The following is a 16,906-nucleotide window of genomic DNA, read 5'->3' on the forward strand; positions in this document are numbered from 1 at the left end:
CCTTTCGGGGGCGTTATGGTTTTGGCAGGGGCTATTTTTGTTCTGACCATTGTACTGGTCATCTGGCAGCCCAGAGGGTTGGGTATCGGTTGGAGCGCGATGCTAGGAGCGGTTCTGGCCTTACTGACTGGTGTTGTTCATTTTGGCGATATTCCCATCGTCTGGCAGATTGTCTGGAATGCCACTGCAACCTTTATTGCCGTGATCATCATCAGTCTGTTACTGGATGAGTCGGGGTTCTTTGAATGGGCAGCGTTGCATGTGGCGCGCTGGGGGAATGGTCGAGGCCGTTTGCTGTTTACCTACATCATCTTGTTGGGAGCGGCAGTGGCTGCGTTATTCGCCAACGACGGTGCCGCGCTGATCCTGACACCTATTGTGATTGCGATGCTGCTGGCGCTAGGATTCAGCCGTGGTGCAACCCTGGCCTTTGTGATGGCAGCAGGCTTTATTGCTGACACGGCCAGTTTGCCGCTGATCGTGTCGAATCTGGTGAATATTGTTTCGGCAGATTTCTTCGAACTCGGATTCACGGAATATGCGGCGGTGATGGTGCCGGTTAACCTGGCTGCAATTGCCGCCACGCTGGTGATGCTGCACCTGTTTTTCCGCAAGGAGATCCCCGCAGTTTATGATCTGTCCCTGCTGAAAGCGCCGAAAGAGGCGATTCGCGATCTGAACACCTTTAAAACCGGGTGGTTGGTGCTGGTTCTGCTGCTGGTCGGGTTCTTTGCCCTGGAGCCGCTCGGCGTGCCTGTCAGCCTGGTCGCTGCTGTGGGGGCGTTGATTTTGTTTGCCGTTGCCAAGAAAGGGCATGCCATTAATACCGGCAAGGTGCTGCGCGGTGCGCCCTGGCAAATCGTGGTTTTCTCGCTGGGCATGTATCTGGTGGTGTACGGCCTGCGCAATGCCGGGCTGACCCATTACCTTTCTGCTTTGCTGAACCAGTTTGCCGAGCAAGGGCTGTGGGCGGCCACGCTGGGCACCGGGTTCCTGACGGCATTCCTGTCTTCCATCATGAACAATATGCCGACCGTTCTGGTAGGGGCACTGTCGATTGACGGTAGTACTGCCAGCGGTGTGATTAAAGACGCGATGATTTATGCCAACGTGATCGGCAGCGATCTGGGACCGAAAATTACCCCCATAGGCAGCCTGGCCACTTTACTGTGGCTGCATGTGCTATCACAAAAAAATATGACCATCACCTGGGGGTATTACTTCCGGGTGGGGATTGTCATGACGCTCCCGGTGCTGTTTGTCACGCTGGCGGCACTGGCCCTGCGGTTATCCATTTCCCTGTAATTGTTTAAAACAACCATGCCAGCCAGCATAACCGGCTGGCGTTTCAATGAGAGAGCATCACGATGAGCAATGTGACTATTTATCATAATCCGGCCTGTGGAACGTCGCGTAACACGCTGGAGTTAATTCGCAACAGTGGCACTGAACCCACGGTGATTCTGTATCTGGAAACACCGCCAAGTCGTGAGGTCTTGGTGAAACTGATCGCAGAGATGGGGATCACGGTTCGGGCGTTATTGCGCAAGAATGTTGAACCTTATGAGCAGCTAGGGCTGGCAGAAGATAATTTCAGCGATGACCAGTTGATCGATTTCATGTTGCAGCACCCCATTCTGATCAACCGCCCGATTGTGGTCACGCCATTAGGGACAAAATTGTGCCGGCCTTCTGAAGTGGTGCTGGATATTTTGCCCGATGCGCAACGCGGTGCTTTCACCAAGGAAGATGGTGAGTGCGTGGTGGATGCACAAGGAAAACGCGTAGAGAAATAGAAAGATAATTCATTGAAGGCACGCGGTGTGCTGCGTGCCTAGGTAACCGAAGATTTTATTCGCTGTCAGCTAACCTTTGTAGCTGAACCAACCCGACAGGGTCTGCCGACTGTTGAGGAACAACAGCGATCCGGTGGCCGTATTTCTTTTCAACCTCAGCAATCAGGGGCAGTTCCCGATTTGATCGGGTAATCAGGAATGGAGAACGGGGTGATGCGGCCGCCAGGCTGTTATTGATCACCCATGCCCAGGGCTCAATCTCTGCCCGACGCAGATCTTCCTGCAAATTGGCCGCTTCCAACACTGGCGTGGTTTCTGCCAACGTGACAATCACCACTTTCGTCTGCTCAGGATCTTGAAGTTGCATCATGGGGGTTAAGGCCTGTTCGCCGCTTTGCCCCATCTGCCGGACCATTTCCCGATGATAGGCCCCGGTGGCATCCAGCAACAGCAGCGTGTGGCCAGTTGGCGCAGTGTCCATAATGACGAAATGATCTTCAGCTTCTTTAATGACCCGCGAGAAGGCCTGGAAGACAGCAATTTCCTCGGTACAGGGTGAGCGTAAATCCTCCTCCAGAACAGCCAGCCCTTCGGCATCCAGCCCCTTACCCTGATGACTCAGAACAAATTGGCGATACTTCTCGGTCTCTACCTTCGGGTCTATCCGGCTGACGGTCAGGTTATTCAGGCTGCCATCCAGGGTATAGGACAAATGGGCGGCAGGATCAGAGGTGGTTAGATGAACTTTATGCCCTTTTTGTGCGAGAGATACCGCAATAGAAGCCGCAATGGTGGTTTTACCAACGCCCCCCTTACCCATGGTCATCACCAGACCTTTGCCTGATGCACTCAATTCATCAACGAGTTGAGACAGTTTAGGAAAGGTCAGATCCTGCTGATCCGCGCGGACGGTTTCCAGCCTTTCGCTACTGTTATCGGTGAACAATTTACGCAACGCATCCAGACCGACCAGATTGAAGGGTTTCAAGGGCAGTTGGCTCATCGGTAAAGCGGAAAGATTCTTCGGCATGTCACTCAATGCTTTCTTCTCTCGGGCAATGATGCTGTCGGCCAGTCTGTCATCTGTGGCCGCTTCGGCAGGCAAGATGCCATTGATCGCCAGATATTGTTGTTTCAGACCAATATTGTAGAGTTCTTCATAGGTGTGAGAGACCTCTTTCAGCGTCGATGCCTGGGCTCTGGCCACCAGGACCAGGCGTGTCAGTTCGGGGTCTGACAGTGCGGCAACCGCCTCAGCATACTGGTCCTGCTGTTTCTCCAGACCAATGAGTGGCCCCAGGTTGGCTGCGGCATCCGGGTTGGCCTCAAGGTAGCCTGACCAGGCACCCGGCAGTTCCAGCATCCGGATCGTGTGCCCCGTCGGTGCCGTATCGAACACAATATGGTCAAAATCTCTGCGCAGAGCGGTATTGGTGAGCAGGCCGGTAAACTCATCAAAGGCAGCGATTTCAGTGGTACAAGAACCAGATAGCTGTTCTTCGATACTTTGCACAATGTCTTTGGGCATCACACCACGAACTGGATCTAACACGCGGTCCCGATAGGCCTGTGCCGCCGCCATCGGATCGACTTCCATTGCAGACAGGTTGGCCACTTTAGTAATGGCCACAATCTGGTGCCCGATTTTCTGGTCAAATACCTGACCCACATTGGATGCCGGATCGGTGCTGACAAGCAGCACCTTTTTGCCGCTGTCCGCCAGAGAAACGGCTGTCGCACACGCCAGCGACGTTTTCCCCACGCCCCCTTTCCCGGTAAAGAAAATAAAGGGTGTCATCCCTTCCAAGAAATTAATTTTCATACTGAACCTCTTCTCACGTTATCGCATTCTTCCAGGGGTTACGGCAGGCGGGGAATACTGCAGCAGGAAGGTTGCTGAGTCGCGGTTGTTTCTGCTGTTAAGGGCGTATCGGTCCAACGGGCAAAATCAGTTCTGGTGGGGAGACGCCCTGCCATGACAACCTTCCCATCCAACAGCGTCAGGGGAAGAGAGTCCGCGCCGGAAGTGTTCAGGAATGACTTGACCACCTCATTTTGCAGGAAGCTTTGCGGGTTTTTGGACAGGTTATGGCGGATAACATCCAGCCCGTTCTTCTTGCACCACTCCATATCGGTGCTGAAAGTGATGGCGTCCTGATTAACAACGACGCTACTGGTGGCGCAGCAGCCAGCCGGTTCAAAGATTTCAATTTTTGACATTGTTGATTCCTCAATGTAGTGGTGAGTAGCCTTACATTGAAGTAAACGAAGGGGGTCAGAAAAGGATTCGCGTTTTTCAGGATATTTTTTTATGGCAACAGACGTGATCAAACTCATCCATCTCAATGGTGCAGATGTCTATCAACTGTTGTTTAAGATGCTGTCTGGCCCGCAGGAGACGAGATTTAACGGCAGGAAGCGACAGGTTCTTCAGGGTAGCGACTTCTTTTTGTTTGTATTCCTGGATATCACAAAGCTCGATGATTTCACGTTCCTCTTCGCTCAACGCCTGAAGCACCAGAGGCAAGCATTCTGTTAATGTCGTGATAGCCGCCGGGCACTCTTCCTGAGAAAAAAGTGAATCGTCCAATTCCTGGTAGGGTTTGGCTGTACGATGCGTATCAATTAACAAATGGCGGGCACAGGTATACAGCCAGGCTCTGGGGTTTTGCATCTGGCAGAAGGTGTCTGAGGCCGCTCTGGCTTTGAGAAAAAGCTCCTGCAGTAAATCGGAGGCCAATTCACTGTCCCCCGTTTTTGCTTTCAGGAAGCGGTGGAGCTCAGTCTGATGCTGAGCCCAGAAGGTGGTCATACAACGATTAAACTGGTGGAGTGCTTCCATCGTCGCCCTAGATTTTCTGTTGATTGACGCGAGCCGACAGCGCCTCTGCGCTTTCTTTGCGCTCGCTGTAACGATCAACGAGATAGTCTGCGTTACCACGCGTGAGTAATGTGAATTTCATGAGTTCCTCCATCACATCGACGATACGATCGTAGTAGGGAGAAGGCTTCATGCGCCCTTCCTCATCGAATTCCTGCCAGGCTTTGGCAACGGAGGATTGATTGGGGATAGTGATCATCCTCATCCAGCGCCCGAGAATACGCATCTGATTGACGGCGTTAAACGATTGGGAACCGCCACTGACTTGCATCACGGCCAGTGTTTTTCCCTGCGAAGGCCGAACAGCACCTGCGGAAAGGGGTATCCAGTCTATTTGCGCTTTCATGATGCCGGTCATCGCACCGTGACGCTCGGGTGAGCACCACACCATGCCTTCAGACCACATCACCAGATCACGCAGCTCCATCACTTTAGGATGAGTATCGGGGACATCATCCGGTAAAGGCAATCCAGATGGGTTGAAAATACGCACGTCAGCACCCATTGCCGTCAGCAAGCGTCCGGCTTCTTCTGTTACGAATCGGCTGTAGGAGCGCTCTCTGACAGAACCGTACAACATCAGAATGCGTGGGGCATGGTTGACTTTTTTACCGGAAAACCTCTCCTCCGAAATAGCCACATCCAGTAGGGATTGATCAACGTTATTTAATGTAGAAAGCAGATGATTCATCGCGTCTTACTTCTCCATGTGTGGTCTGCTATTTAAACTAAAAATAATAAAATCAATTAATAACGATCATTGCTTTTGTTCAATACAACATTCTGCTACCAGAAAAGACATGATCTGGTTGAGAACTTCATATTGCGGCACACAGTACAAAATACGGCCCTCGCGGCGTTGTTGCAGCAAACCAGCGGAGACAAGAGCAGAAATGTGGTGGCTCAAGGTCGAGTTTGGGATCTCCAAACGTTTTTGCAGCTCCCCAACAGGAAGTCCATTCTTTCCAGACCTGACCAGTGCTTTATAAACGCGCAACCGGGTAGGGTGACCCAGTTCTTTCAGGGCGTTTGCAACAGCCTCTAGTTTCATCTTGGCTCTCATTGTAGTATTTCTATATTTCCAGAATAACAGAAATATATATAAACATGAAGTCTATGTTGAAATATTTTGTGTAACTTGAACCCTATTTGATTTAGTTGGCTACTTATCTCATGCGATGGCGCTTCTCCTTGTGTAGCTGCTTCACGCAGAGACCCTTGTGGTTTTCCGAGCCTTGCCAAAGGTTGAAAGATAGAATTTATCTATATGCAAAAACCTCCGTCCAGCACAAGGCCGGAACGGAGGTACAGAAAAAGCAGAGCATAGTCTCAACCCAGTAGGCCATTTTCCATAAACGAAAACGGTGTTCCCTGGCCGATGATAATGTGGTCATCAACATCAATATCGACCAGTTGCAGCGCGGTTCTGATCTTTTCGGTCAGTCGCGTGTCTGCGTCACTGGGTGAGGTTTCGCCTGAAGGATGATTATGCGAGAGGATCACTGATGCACACTTACATTCAAGCGCACGCTCTAAAATAACCCGTGGATAGACTGCGGTTGCATTGAGGGTGCCATAAAAGAGCCGCTCAAACGCCAGTACCCGCTTCTGGTTGTCGAGGAAAATAACCGCAAACACCTCCCGATCGTCCTGCAGGAGTTGCAGGCGCAGGTACTCGCTGGCAGCATTCGGGCTACGAAGCGCCGAGCCACGATGCTGGAACAGGCGTTTTTCAAGTAAGGTAATCGCATAACGGATGATCCAGTCCTCATTTTGGCGACTGAACCAACTAATGAAGGTGGGTAATTTAAAAGACGGGAATAATCTGTACAGCAGGGTTAAAGAGAACATAGCGTGACTCCTTCGGTTGCAGGAGGCTCCAACCCCCTGAAGGGATGAAGCCCTCCAGAGGGAAAGAATGATTAAATCGACGATTGCGTTGCAGCCAGTGCCACAAGGGCATGGATTTTCCAGGTCTCGTGTATGAGGGTTCCCTTCAGATTACTGATGCACTCACTTAGATCCCGCATGGTGCCGTGATTGTCTGCATACAATTCCTTGTACCAGCGGGCGTCGAGAAGGGCGATTTCAGCCTTGATAGCGGCTTCCTCCCTCGGGGTTTGCGCGGGACGATTCCACTGAATTTTTTTAGCGACCACTTTGCCGGTTAATACCGTCTGGCGCGTGTGATCCATGATGGTCACACGTTGTGCCTGAATATCATGAGTGCCTTCTGGCGGAGCCAGAACCTTGATCTCTTCCTGAGCGAGTAATATCGCCTGTTCGATCAGGCTGCATTGACCCAGCGTCTCTGTGCTGCTGGACCAGTATCGGCCATAACGAGGGTCATCCTCGTCACGGCAGATCCGGACATGGCACTGAATGATAAATTGTCTGGCAAAGACATCCTCACGAATGAAGCTGCCTGCCCGATAAGGATCTTCGACGAAGTTAATGCCATCAAATACATGGATTTCATACATGACCGATCTCCGATAGAGAAAAGAGGGAAAGAGCCGCATTCATTCGAATTAAGCCCCCGAGAAAAAATGATTAAGGTGACTATTGCGTCGCAGTGATGGCTGCTATGGCATGCTGCCGCCAGAAGGGATGAACCTGATGTCCTTCCAGTCGAGCCGCTGCTTCGCGCAGCCCTCGTGCGGTTTCGTAGTTGTCCCAACCGCTTTCAAAAGCTGCTTTGGAATACAGGCTGGCGATGTGGCTTGCCAGTTCAGCTTCCTTGTCGGAAGTGGCTGGCGGGCACCAACTGATAGATTTGCCTTTCACCGTGCCGGATAACACCCGTCGGTTGAGGCGGTCACAGATCGTGATCTGTTTCGGCCAAAAATTCAGCACGTCAGATTCTGGAGAAAAGGCAAAATCATTCGATACGAGTGCTTGCTGTATCAGTGACATAGCCTCAGTAATGAGTCCTGTGGTTCCCAGATCAAGACGGATACCTATCCTGTAGGTGCCGTAAATCGGGTCATCCTCTGGATATTCGGCCATACCATCACAGATCACCAGAAACTGACGGCTAAAGACGTCCTGACGAATAAAAACACCCTGCTGATAAGGCGTGGCAACAAAAGGAATACCATCAAAATAGTGGATATTGAGCGTCATGATAATCACCGTTAAGTGCTGAGGGAGACGCTTGTCCCTGACGGGAAAGGGTTCCCGGGGACAGGTAAGAAGAGAGAGCATCCTTCCACAGCGTTACGTGGAGTGTTCGCCAAAGGGATGCGAAGCGAACAGGGCAGGTCATGCGGTGGAAACCGCACCTGGTCTTGAAGACCCTGACCAGCTGGGCATGTCGCTGACAACGTCAGCAGGCATTCAGTTGCTACACAAAACACATCCCGGAATCGCAAAACTGCGTCAGATCAGGCTCGGTGTCCGCCGTAGCCTGTTCCATATTCAGTACGGCATCTGCCAGCGGAATACCCTGGCGGGTCAGCCATAAATGCGGATGCGTCTGTTGCAGCTCTTTTTCGTGTTCGCAGGCTTTCGTAAAATCCTCGGGCACATGGGCCTGCATCTTCAACCACTCGTCTGCCGAACGATTGGGACACATCCAGCAGGCGGAACGGGGCGGGGTGGGCAGGCCGTGCTTTTCCACGATTTTGATCGCTTCTTCCCGGGTGACACGCAGCTCAAACAGCGGATAGAGCCGCTGCCATTTCCCCAGCGTGACCTTGATCCGGCGCGGTTCATCAAATGACATTCCCAGCCACAGATTGACCCCGCGCCGGGTCAGTGCCAGCTCACCGTATTTTCGGTTCAGGAAACGCTCGACCACCTCTTTTTTCCATCTGGAGGAACAGTAACCGGGATGCTTACCCGAGACCCTGCCATCCGGGCGACGGCCTTCCCATTCGGTGTAATAGCCGGGAAGGAATTTGCCGGAAGCCTCATGTACCAGATCAACGTCGGTATAGTCAGACTTGCGGATCAGGTGATATTCCAGCCCGATGGATTCACACAGCGGCTGGATATACTGCTGCTGGTAGGCAAGCACATTGGAGGACTCCCGTTCGGTATCAGCCATCACCACCAGATCCGGTTTGGGGAGCACACCCTGGGCAATCAGGCAGATGAGTGCGCAGCTTTGTGTGCCACCGCCGTTGGAGAGCACATTTAGGCGTGCTGTGTTGTCTCTGGAAAAGATGCTCATGGCTGCAATACCTGCTCAAGGGAGAGTGGTTCAATGCCGCGTGCCCGGTCAATCTTCTCGGCGACCTTGAAGGCGGCATCCAGCTCACTGATGCCGAACTGCTGCATCAACTGAAAACGTTCGGCTTTTTCTTCCGGTTCGGTCATCGCCATCGCCAAATACAAGCTCGGCGGAACGGCGCGAAACAGCACCTCCATCGATTTGGACAGAATGATCCCCTCGGTGAATTTCCCCGCCTCTTTGCGTGCCGAGAGCATCAGTGCTTTCTGCGCGTCGTTCAACTCACGGAAACGGGCAATTTTTTCGACTTCATCAGGGGGCATCGACAAGCAAATCCACCACTCGATCATGTTGAGCATCGGTTCGGCGGCTTTGGGGAAGTCATCTAGGTTTTGGGTGGCGAGCCAGAACCATGCCCCGAGTTTTCGCCACATCTTGGTGATCTTGACGATGTAAGGAGAGAGCAGCGGGTTTTTAGTGACGATATGGCCCTCATCGGTGACATTGATGATGGGTCGTCCCAGGAACTGGTCACGCTCGGCAATGTTATTCACCGTGTTGATCAACGAGATGTAGGCAATCGACAATTGGGCGTTGTAACCTTCGCGCGCATATGTCGCGAGATCCACAATGGTGATATCGGCCTCCGGCCACGGGCTGCCCGGGCGGTTAAACATCTCGCCGTCAGTCCCTTGACAGAACATATCCATCGCGTCCGCCATCTCTAAAAGACGTGTGCGGCGGCTCTCCGGCAGGCTGCTGTCGTTGCCTCTTGCACGCAGGGCATCACGCACATCCTGAGTCAGCACGGTGCGTTTATCGGCCACACACTGTTGTGCGGCGTCCAGAATGCACTGGCGGATCAGGCTGCGGTCTGCCCGGGTCATGCGTGCCTCTTCCTTATCCTCGCCACCGGTGATCATCAGGCGAGCGGTAATTTCAAGCTCTCCCAGCACATCACGCTGCTCGTCAGCTTCCTGCGCATCGGTTGGGGAAACCTGGTCATCATCCAGTGCATCCGCATCCAGCGTCTGTACCTGTGCCGGGGTATCCACCAGACGCCACGCATCGGCAAACGGGGCGAGACTGACGCCAGAACCCGGGGAGAGTTTGACCCGATGAACCGACAGGCCAAGGCGTTGCGCGAAATCACCAAACAACCCGAAGCTGTTGCCAGCCTCAACCACAAACATACGTGGGCGGTAGATGGCGGCAATCTGGTTGAGAATATTGTTCAGCGTCGCCGATTTACCTGAACCGGTCGGACCAAACAGAAACAGATGGGCGTTCATTTGCCGGTCCAGGCGGTTTAGCGGGTCAAAGGTGATCGTCCCGCCCCCCCTGTTGAAAAATGTGATCCCCGGATGGCCGGTGCCCTGACTGCGCCCCCATGTGGGAGCAAGATTGGCGGCATGTTGGGCGAACATGAGTTGGGTGTACCACTGGCGTTTGTCTTTCGCCGGGTCATACACGCAGGGCAGCCAGCGCAGATAACTGTTGAGCGGCGCAACCTCATCTTCTTCACGCACCGGCTGCAATCCGGCGTTGAGCATCACGTTGGCCAGTTGCAGGCCGCGTGCATCCAGTTCCTCAACTGTGTGACCGCGCAGGTAAAACGCCACGCTGCCCCGATAGAGCTTATGGGCGCTGCCAATCAGGGTACGGGCCTGTTGCACATCCTGTCGGGTTTGTTCAGAGGCCAGCGTTTCCCCGACCGATTTTTTAGCCAGATGGTTGAGGTGGGTTTCCAGCGTATCTTGTGGGGTGATCGCGAGCGTCAGACACAATGTTGTATCCTCTGGCATCTGGTCGAAGAGAGCATTGATTGCATCGCCGCCTTTCGCGGTTTCGCCGGTCAGGTGCCCGGTACTTGGTGGCGTGCGCAGCCGGTCCATCACAATCACCCGGTGTGGCATTTCATCGAAATACCACAGACCACCGGCTGCATCGGAACGCGGCTCCCTAAAAAACAGCCGCTGGGCAAAATCGGTGCCGCTGGCCAGTTCAATCTCATCCGCTTCTGTCGTCTCGGGATAACGGGTGAGAGCATAGAACCGGTCACGGTCATTGAGTGTTGGACCCAGCCAGTCTGGACGCGGGTTGAACCAGGTCAGGAGCCACGCATGAATCGCTGCCGCTTCCATGCGCTTCGCTCTGATCCCGGCATTAGCAAGGCCACCGAGCAGCCGGTCGCTGATCACGGTCAGTGCCTGTTCCGGTGACTGTCCGCGCCGGGTAGTATTGGCCGGTGCGCGTCGATAGACCACCATGCGCACCCGCCGCAACTGACCGCGCCACGGCAGGCGGGTGACCTTGGTATCTTCAAACAGCCCACCCGGTTTTGAAATGGCTTGTAGGTGGTGAGCAAAGAAACGTAGATAGAAATCACTGAATGCCGTACCTTGCGCACGCGGTTGCAGGTACTGTTTCAGAGTTTCCAGGTAATGATCCCAGCGGGTTTCATCCTGTGCATACAACTGCACCACCCAGGGATGCTCCTCCAGTTCATCGAATGCATCCTGCAGGGCGTTTTCCAGGGCATCACGCGCCTGCTGTAACCAGGCTTTTTCGCGTCCTTCGGTGCCAACCGGGAGCAATTCAAAGAAGGCAGCAACCGACACCCCGTCATCCAGCAGCATGGTGCGGGACTCCGGCAGGTATTCTGCCCACGGCAGCATCTCGACAAATGAGGGCGCAACGTCATAGAGCGCCGCTTCATCGGCCAGTGTGGCAGGACGTCGCCCCGGTTTGACGGCAGTGCCGGGAGCCGGGATGCCGTGTTCAGCGAGGTCTGCAATGTGCTGCGTCCAGGCATCGTGTGCCTCATCAGGCAGAGGGGCGATATCTGCTGATTTTCCAGGTCGCAGGCGTGAGAAGAGTTTCATCAGTACGCCTCCACCCGTTCGCCCGGCATCGCATACTGCACGCGCTGGTAAAGTGGAAAAACGGTGCTGTAACCGGGCACCGGCACAGGATCCGTGCCTGCCAGATGCGGAAACACATACATCACCAGATCCGGGTTCGGTAACCGTTGAAATTGGCGATAAATCTCATTCTGTGCCGTGCGGGTATAGGCCGTATTCACAGTCGTAACTGCCTGATGATCCGCTTCTGTCAGCGGTCGGCGCAGAGCCTGACGGGTATCAAGCAGTTGCCTTGCCGACTGGCCGCCACGGGTGCTGCCACCACTTCCAGTGTCCCAGACATCCAGCATGGTATTGCCGTTGTGCGGCAGCAGTTCATCCTTATTGGTGGCACACCCGGTGAGCATCAGCAGGATGCCGAACGTGACGAGCGGGTTAATCCAGTTCAAGGTCATGATTGTCTCCACGGCGGTGATCAACACGCCGCCCTTTGGGGTCGTAGTCGATGGTTAAAGGGTGTTCGATATGGACGGCAACTTTGGCACCGGGGGCGACATAGACGGCGGCAAACGCCTGCCCGTAGAGTTTGTTGACCCATTGGGACATCTCCTGCACGCCGGAGGCGAGAATGCGGCCCATGGCTTCGTTGCCGGAAATGCCGACTGAGCCGATAGAGCCGTCACTTTGACTCACCATCGCCACATTGCCGTTGTCTGACTTGATGAGAGAGGCCGCCCCCGCCCCGGCTGCGGTGATCAGTGCCTGAGATCCAAGGTACTGCTGGGCATTACTGCGCCGCTCACCACTGACACAGGGGATACCGTGCGGATCGCTGATCCAGCCGAGTCCCTCGCCGTAGGCACTGTCGCTGTTGCGTGCCGTGCTTTCCTCTTCACCGCTGTTGCGGGTGGTGCTTGGTAGAGTGCGTACCGTGCCATCCTGAAACACGAAGGTGATGCTGCGGATCTGACCGCGCACGCATGAAAGCGTCCAGTCACCGGACGCCGACCCGCTGATAACCGCTCCCGCGACATCCGGCAGGTCAATGCCATTTGCCGTGAGATTGTCCGGGCCAACCAGTACCTTGAACGGATAGGGGTCATTGACTGTCCCATCAATCGGCACACGCCCGATCAGCGCGGTCATTGCAATCGAACCCATCAGCGTTGAGTTAGCCGGGACGGTATAGACCGGTTTGAGGCGGTTCTTTTTCTGGACATCGTTATGACGGATCTGCTCGCCGGGTTTCTCCAGCGCAGTCTGGGCTGGTCCAAAACGGGTCGGGAAGCTCAGCCCCTTCGCGGCACCACTGCGGGGATCGGCAGGCCGCGCATCTTCCGGTTCAACCCAGCGCAGTCCGCCTGTCCCGGATCCTTCGAGGTTTTTACCATCTCCGGCTTCCAGGCCAAGGCCCACCGGCAGATCGGTACTATTCGGCTGCTCCAGATGGTCAATACGCCGTTGCAGCTCCTGCAATAAGCCCTGAGCCTGCTGTTTTTCGGTGGCAATACTTTCCCGATCCTGTTGCAGACGCTGGCGTTCATTATCGAGCGCACTCTGAATACGGGATTCAATGGAGCCTTCACGCTGTCGCAGCCGGTCGTTTTCAGCTTTCTGGGTCTTGTTGTCACCCAATGCGCCCTGGAGTTCGGTGCGCAGTTGCTTGACTTGTCCAACGAGCGTTGCGACCGTGTCACGCGGTGTATCGCCTTCAATGCCGAGGGCTTTCATTTCCTCCGCACTCAGTTTTGGGCCATTGTCTTCTGCGCCCTGATTGCCTCCTTTGCCGGAAAAGAGTTTGATGCCGACAAAAAGCAGCAGAACAAGCAGCGGGATCATTAGCCATTTCAGCAGGCCGTTACTTTTCATGAGAGCCTCCCGCTGGCAGATTCAGCGTGGCATCGACCGGGCTGATTCGGGGTAACAGCGTCCCATCCAGTCCCTGATGACGAGTCACCAGATACACCACCGTGGTGTCTGCGGCGCTGCCCTGGGGACCGAGATCCGGATGCTGGAAGGTCGCCGCCACAAAATCCCCCAACAGGGCGCGGGGGTCGAGTATCAGCGGGGTTGGTGATCGGTTGGTGAGACGCACTGCCGTGACGTGATAATCCTCCAGACGCCAGGCAATCAGCGCCTTTGTATCAACAGGTAACGTTGGCAGCAGGGTATCGAGGGTCAGATCCTTGCGCACCCGAACAGACCGGATACCCGGCAGTGGTTCGACAGTGCGCAACGGCGCATACAGACTTTGTGCGGCGTGACGGGTCAGCACCACCGGGATGGGCGTTTCCCGTCGAGGGGGCGGTGTCGCTTCATCCTCTTCTAGTGTGTCTTCTTCTGCCGGATCCTGACCACCGTAAAACTTTTGCCTGGTGTTTTCGACAATGCGTACCGGCTCCAGTGCAGGAGCGTTTTCTTGCACCGGCAGTGTGGCAATATCCAGCAGGATCAGCGTGCCATCATCCGCATCCTGCAATTGCAGGCGTGTTGGCTCAATCGGTTCGGATGCACGCAGGTAGAGTGCTCCCCCCGCGCTCTGGATACGCAAACGTGCGCCGAGTGCAGCAGGGACACCGATCCGGATATTGCGCTCAATAAAAATGACCCGCTCCTGCCCAACCTGTAGCGGTACGGCCAGCGGCAGACGTTCCCAGTGCAGGATTTCGAGGGCATTAGCGACCAGCGGCAGACTGACTGCCAGCCCGAAAAAGATATGTTTCAATTTTGGAATGTGCGTCATAGCTGTCCCCGTTCTGGTTTGATCTGAGACATTCTTTCGTGTTGGAGAGCGATGTAGGCTGGATTCAATTCAATGCCGATCCAGTGCCTTTCATGTTTGCTGGCGACAATGGCGACGGTGCCTGCACCCATGAACGGGTCCAGCACAATGTCGCCGGGACGGCTGCCAGCCAGAATGCAGGGCTCAATCAACTGCTCAGGAAAGACAGCAAAGTGAGCCCCTTTGAAGGGCTTGGTCGTGACCCACCAGACGCTGCGTTTGTTTCTGCGCCCTGCACCGTTATAAACATTGCCGCTTTTGGTGCGCGATAGCTGACCCTGGTCGTTCCCGTATTTATGCCCCCAAAAACGTGGGAAGGCGGCTTTTATCGGGCCGTTGGTTTTGTCGGGAACGCGGTAACTACCAGCCTGTTGCAGGAGATTGGGTTGTGAGAGTCGTTTGACCGTGGATTCTGCTACCGGCTCTGAAATGGCTTCGGCATCGAAGTAGTACCTCGGAGACTTGGATAACAGAAAGACGTATTCATGTGATTTGGTGCAGCGATCCGTAACACTTTCGGGCATGGAGTTGGGTTTGGCCCAGATAATGTCCTGGCGCAAATACCAGCCATCATCACGTAGGGCAAAAGCCAGACGCCAGGGTATCCCCATCAGATCTTTGGATTTCATACCACGCGGAATACAGGATGTGGTTTGGCCGAAATCGAGACCATGATGTTTAGGAGAGGGTTTCCGGTGTTTGTTGCTTGAGGCGTAGGTATCCCCCATGTTCAGCCAGAGCGTGCCATCGTTGGCAAGTAGCTCACGGACATCCCGGAAGATGTTGACCAGGTTGGTGATGTACTCATCCGGAGAGGCTTCCTGACCGATCTGTCCTGGCATTCCGTAATCACGGAGACGGTAGTAAGGCGGGCTCGTCACTACGGCCTGTACTTTGATACCAGTATCAGCAAGCGCCCGTATGACGGTGCGACAATCGCCCTGATAGCAGTGATTGATCTTCTGGCTCATTATTTGTTGCTCCCTATCGGGTTGCCCGTCGAGGCTGATGAGGTCGTGGAGGGAGGGGTGATCCGCTCGGGTGCCCGGCTGTAGCAATCGAGCGCCAAGCCGAACGGGTTGCGTTCGGGGTCGATATCGAGCCGTACCACCTTGAGGGAATAGCGCACCAGCGCACGCTTGATCTGCTCTGCGCCGTAATACTCATCAGCGGCAATATCCAGCGTGACAATCCAGTCACGGTCAGAGACCACGCTCACCCGGCTGGTAGGGTCATCGCCGTAGCCGCGCCCGGGTATCTCGTAGATCCCACGCACCCGCTGACGCAGCTCTCCGCTGTTACGGCGCTGCTCATAATCCCGTTGTAAAAAGCTCTGGCAGGCTGGGGTCAAATACGCGGCAAGTGACTGGATATTGCGCGGGTAGTCGATGTCGCCATCGACCGGCCAACGATTCAACTGCTGAAAGGTGTAAAAACTAAAGGTGTAGACGGATTCCGGCGGCACTTCCCACCAGGGGCGGGTACTGCCGGAACGCAGGTCTGGCGGGACGTGGATGGTGAGATTACGCGGTGCATGCCACCAGCCAAACCCGAGCACCAGTGCCAGCACAAAGAGCCCGGCAGCGCCCAGCCGCAGCGTGCGGACATGGGCCTGCAGATGACCGATTTCATTTTTAATCCGGCTCATGCGCTACCTCCCCGGCGTGTGCTCCACGCCCCCGAGCGGGTCAGGAGAAACCTGCCTCCGACATAGACGGCTAACACCGGGGCATGCTGGGCCAGCCACCACTGCAACTGACGGTAGAGCCAGGTATCCGGGCGTCCGCGCTTCTGACGTCGCAGAAAACCGCCGCCGATAAACACACCGGCGGCAATCATGCCGACAATCGAGGTCGGGATCAGCGCAATGCTACCGAGCAGCCAGGCAAGCGGGATGCCTGCCAGGAGTCCCAGAAGCGCTGATAGCCCGGCACAGATCCACAGCTCATCGGCGGTCAGACCGCGTACCACCACCGGCTGACGGTTGAGACGATGGGGCAGAAACGCCACCGTCCCGTCTGGCTGGAGGTTAGACGAGACAGTCATTACAGCACTCCCGTTGCTTCAGTGAGCAACCAGATCCCGATCACCAGGAGCATTGCACCGACTGCAACCGACAAACCGAATTGCCCCCATGTGGCACGTCCGGTGTGGATTTCGGAGTAGCGGATGTAGGCGTGGTAACAGACGCCGACAAACATGGAAGCCACCACCAGGAGTGCCACAAGCATCACGATGTCGTAGCCGTAGTTCTGCAGCGTTTGCAGAATGCCGCTTCCGGCCCCCCGGGTTGGATCATCAATTTTGGGCATCCCGGCAGCGAAAGCCGATGCAGGCAGAAAGGCACCCGAGAACAACAGGGTAATAAGAGACAGACGGTTTGATTTCATGACAGATCCTTAAGAT

At 54.9% G+C, this 16,906-nt stretch carries 19 protein-coding genes; 2 read left to right on the plus strand and 17 right to left on the minus strand.

Annotated elements, in window-relative coordinates; translation table 11 throughout:
- The first annotated feature begins 15 nt into the window (after positions 1–15).
- Complete coding sequence (locus ACX9GT_RS10790; RefSeq protein WP_473191060.1) at positions 16–1,305, plus strand: arsenic transporter; 1,290 nt, start codon at positions 16–18, stop codon at positions 1,303–1,305.
- 62 nt (positions 1,306–1,367) lie between these two features.
- Positions 1,368–1,796 (plus strand): glutaredoxin-dependent arsenate reductase, encoded by a 429-nt coding sequence (gene arsC / locus ACX9GT_RS10795; protein WP_473191061.1) that lies wholly within the window; start codon positions 1,368–1,370, stop codon positions 1,794–1,796.
- Positions 1,797–1,851: 55 nt separating this feature from the next.
- Here the strand turns inward: arsC and arsA are convergent, their stop codons facing one another.
- The 17 genes from arsA to ACX9GT_RS10880 all read right to left on the minus strand — a co-directional run bounded on the left by arsA (position 1,852) and on the right by ACX9GT_RS10880 (position 16,890).
- Entirely contained in the window at positions 1,852–3,618 is a 1,767-nt protein-coding gene (arsA, locus tag ACX9GT_RS10800; RefSeq protein WP_473191062.1) for an arsenical pump-driving ATPase, read from the minus strand.
- A 38-nt stretch (positions 3,619–3,656) separates the two neighbouring features.
- Complete coding sequence (gene arsD, locus ACX9GT_RS10805) at positions 3,657–4,016, minus strand: arsenite efflux transporter metallochaperone ArsD (RefSeq protein ID WP_473191063.1); 360 nt, start codon at positions 4,014–4,016, stop codon at positions 3,657–3,659.
- 76 nt (positions 4,017–4,092) lie between these two features.
- The gene (locus ACX9GT_RS10810) at positions 4,093–4,638 is read right to left on the minus strand and encodes a sigma-70 family RNA polymerase sigma factor (protein WP_473191064.1); all 546 of its coding nucleotides are present in this window, start codon (positions 4,636–4,638) and stop codon (positions 4,093–4,095) included.
- Positions 4,639–4,645: 7 nt separating this feature from the next.
- Entirely contained in the window at positions 4,646–5,368 is a 723-nt protein-coding gene (gene arsH / locus ACX9GT_RS10815) for an arsenical resistance protein ArsH (protein ID WP_473191065.1), read from the minus strand.
- A gap of 66 nt (positions 5,369–5,434) precedes the next feature.
- Positions 5,435–5,728 (minus strand): ArsR/SmtB family transcription factor, encoded by a 294-nt coding sequence (locus tag ACX9GT_RS10820; protein WP_473191066.1) that lies wholly within the window; start codon positions 5,726–5,728, stop codon positions 5,435–5,437.
- A gap of 278 nt (positions 5,729–6,006) precedes the next feature.
- Positions 6,007–6,528 (minus strand): JAB domain-containing protein, encoded by a 522-nt coding sequence (locus tag ACX9GT_RS10825; RefSeq protein ID WP_473191067.1) that lies wholly within the window; start codon positions 6,526–6,528, stop codon positions 6,007–6,009.
- Positions 6,529–6,599: 71 nt separating this feature from the next.
- Complete coding sequence (locus ACX9GT_RS10830; protein ID WP_473191068.1) at positions 6,600–7,160, minus strand: hypothetical protein; 561 nt, start codon at positions 7,158–7,160, stop codon at positions 6,600–6,602.
- 79 nt (positions 7,161–7,239) lie between these two features.
- Entirely contained in the window at positions 7,240–7,803 is a 564-nt protein-coding gene (locus tag ACX9GT_RS10835) for a hypothetical protein (protein WP_473191069.1), read from the minus strand.
- Positions 7,804–8,023: 220 nt separating this feature from the next.
- The gene (locus tag ACX9GT_RS10840; protein WP_473191070.1) at positions 8,024–8,854 is read right to left on the minus strand and encodes an adenine nucleotide alpha hydrolase family protein; all 831 of its coding nucleotides are present in this window, start codon (positions 8,852–8,854) and stop codon (positions 8,024–8,026) included.
- On the minus strand, positions 8,851–11,739 hold the full coding sequence (locus ACX9GT_RS10845) for a conjugative transfer ATPase (RefSeq protein WP_473191071.1): 2,889 nt from the start codon (positions 11,737–11,739) through the stop codon (positions 8,851–8,853). The genes ACX9GT_RS10840 and ACX9GT_RS10845 overlap by 4 nt, the downstream gene beginning before the upstream one ends.
- The gene (locus ACX9GT_RS10850; protein ID WP_473191072.1) at positions 11,739–12,173 is read right to left on the minus strand and encodes a TIGR03751 family conjugal transfer lipoprotein; all 435 of its coding nucleotides are present in this window, start codon (positions 12,171–12,173) and stop codon (positions 11,739–11,741) included. The genes ACX9GT_RS10845 and ACX9GT_RS10850 overlap by 1 nt, the downstream gene beginning before the upstream one ends.
- Positions 12,154–13,587 carry a TIGR03752 family integrating conjugative element protein gene (locus ACX9GT_RS10855; RefSeq protein WP_473191073.1) on the minus strand — a complete coding sequence of 478 codons (1,434 nt, stop codon included), beginning with the start codon at positions 13,585–13,587 and terminating at the stop codon, positions 12,154–12,156. Before ACX9GT_RS10855 ends, ACX9GT_RS10850 begins: the two co-directional genes overlap by 20 nt.
- Positions 13,577–14,461, minus strand: a complete 885-nt coding sequence (locus ACX9GT_RS10860; protein ID WP_473191074.1) for a TIGR03749 family integrating conjugative element protein — start codon at positions 14,459–14,461, stop codon at positions 13,577–13,579. Before ACX9GT_RS10860 ends, ACX9GT_RS10855 begins: the two co-directional genes overlap by 11 nt.
- Entirely contained in the window at positions 14,458–15,471 is a 1,014-nt protein-coding gene (locus ACX9GT_RS10865) for a DNA-methyltransferase (RefSeq protein ID WP_473191075.1), read from the minus strand. Before ACX9GT_RS10865 ends, ACX9GT_RS10860 begins: the two co-directional genes overlap by 4 nt.
- Positions 15,471–16,148: a PFL_4703 family integrating conjugative element protein gene (locus ACX9GT_RS10870; RefSeq protein ID WP_473191076.1), complete on the minus strand. Its 678-nt coding sequence runs from the start codon at positions 16,146–16,148 to the stop codon at positions 15,471–15,473. The genes ACX9GT_RS10865 and ACX9GT_RS10870 overlap by 1 nt, the downstream gene beginning before the upstream one ends.
- Positions 16,145–16,546 (minus strand): TIGR03750 family conjugal transfer protein, encoded by a 402-nt coding sequence (locus ACX9GT_RS10875; protein WP_473191077.1) that lies wholly within the window; start codon positions 16,544–16,546, stop codon positions 16,145–16,147. The genes ACX9GT_RS10870 and ACX9GT_RS10875 overlap by 4 nt, the downstream gene beginning before the upstream one ends.
- Positions 16,546–16,890 carry a TIGR03745 family integrating conjugative element membrane protein gene (locus tag ACX9GT_RS10880; protein ID WP_473191078.1) on the minus strand — a complete coding sequence of 115 codons (345 nt, stop codon included), beginning with the start codon at positions 16,888–16,890 and terminating at the stop codon, positions 16,546–16,548. Before ACX9GT_RS10880 ends, ACX9GT_RS10875 begins: the two co-directional genes overlap by 1 nt.
- Between the last annotated feature and the right edge of the window lie 16 nt (positions 16,891–16,906).

The organism is Serratia sp. YWN4 (assembly GCF_055790845.1).

Excerpts from the sequence above, each read along its gene's own strand:
- ACX9GT_RS10790 (WP_473191060.1), top strand. The coding sequence starts at position 16 with ATGGTTTTGGCAGGGGCTATTTTTGTTCTGACCATTGTACTGGTCATC.
- arsC (WP_473191061.1), top strand. The coding sequence starts at position 1,368 with ATGAGCAATGTGACTATTTATCATAATCCGGCCTGTGGAACGTCGCGT.
- arsA (WP_473191062.1), bottom strand. The coding sequence starts at position 3,618 with ATGAAAATTAATTTCTTGGAAGGGATGACACCCTTTATTTTCTTTACC.
- arsD (WP_473191063.1), bottom strand. The coding sequence starts at position 4,016 with ATGTCAAAAATTGAAATCTTTGAACCGGCTGGCTGCTGCGCCACCAGT.
- ACX9GT_RS10810 (WP_473191064.1), bottom strand. The coding sequence starts at position 4,638 with ATGGAAGCACTCCACCAGTTTAATCGTTGTATGACCACCTTCTGGGCT.
- arsH (WP_473191065.1), bottom strand. The coding sequence starts at position 5,368 with ATGAATCATCTGCTTTCTACATTAAATAACGTTGATCAATCCCTACTG.
- ACX9GT_RS10820 (WP_473191066.1), bottom strand. The coding sequence starts at position 5,728 with ATGAAACTAGAGGCTGTTGCAAACGCCCTGAAAGAACTGGGTCACCCT.
- ACX9GT_RS10825 (WP_473191067.1), bottom strand. The coding sequence starts at position 6,528 with ATGTTCTCTTTAACCCTGCTGTACAGATTATTCCCGTCTTTTAAATTA.
- ACX9GT_RS10830 (WP_473191068.1), bottom strand. The coding sequence starts at position 7,160 with ATGTATGAAATCCATGTATTTGATGGCATTAACTTCGTCGAAGATCCT.
- ACX9GT_RS10835 (WP_473191069.1), bottom strand. The coding sequence starts at position 7,803 with ATGACGCTCAATATCCACTATTTTGATGGTATTCCTTTTGTTGCCACG.
- ACX9GT_RS10840 (WP_473191070.1), bottom strand. The coding sequence starts at position 8,854 with ATGAGCATCTTTTCCAGAGACAACACAGCACGCCTAAATGTGCTCTCC.
- ACX9GT_RS10845 (WP_473191071.1), bottom strand. The coding sequence starts at position 11,739 with ATGAAACTCTTCTCACGCCTGCGACCTGGAAAATCAGCAGATATCGCC.
- ACX9GT_RS10850 (WP_473191072.1), bottom strand. The coding sequence starts at position 12,173 with ATGACCTTGAACTGGATTAACCCGCTCGTCACGTTCGGCATCCTGCTG.
- ACX9GT_RS10855 (WP_473191073.1), bottom strand. The coding sequence starts at position 13,587 with ATGAAAAGTAACGGCCTGCTGAAATGGCTAATGATCCCGCTGCTTGTT.
- ACX9GT_RS10860 (WP_473191074.1), bottom strand. The coding sequence starts at position 14,461 with ATGACGCACATTCCAAAATTGAAACATATCTTTTTCGGGCTGGCAGTC.
- ACX9GT_RS10865 (WP_473191075.1), bottom strand. The coding sequence starts at position 15,471 with ATGAGCCAGAAGATCAATCACTGCTATCAGGGCGATTGTCGCACCGTC.
- ACX9GT_RS10870 (WP_473191076.1), bottom strand. The coding sequence starts at position 16,148 with ATGAGCCGGATTAAAAATGAAATCGGTCATCTGCAGGCCCATGTCCGC.
- ACX9GT_RS10875 (WP_473191077.1), bottom strand. The coding sequence starts at position 16,546 with ATGACTGTCTCGTCTAACCTCCAGCCAGACGGGACGGTGGCGTTTCTG.
- ACX9GT_RS10880 (WP_473191078.1), bottom strand. The coding sequence starts at position 16,890 with ATGAAATCAAACCGTCTGTCTCTTATTACCCTGTTGTTCTCGGGTGCC.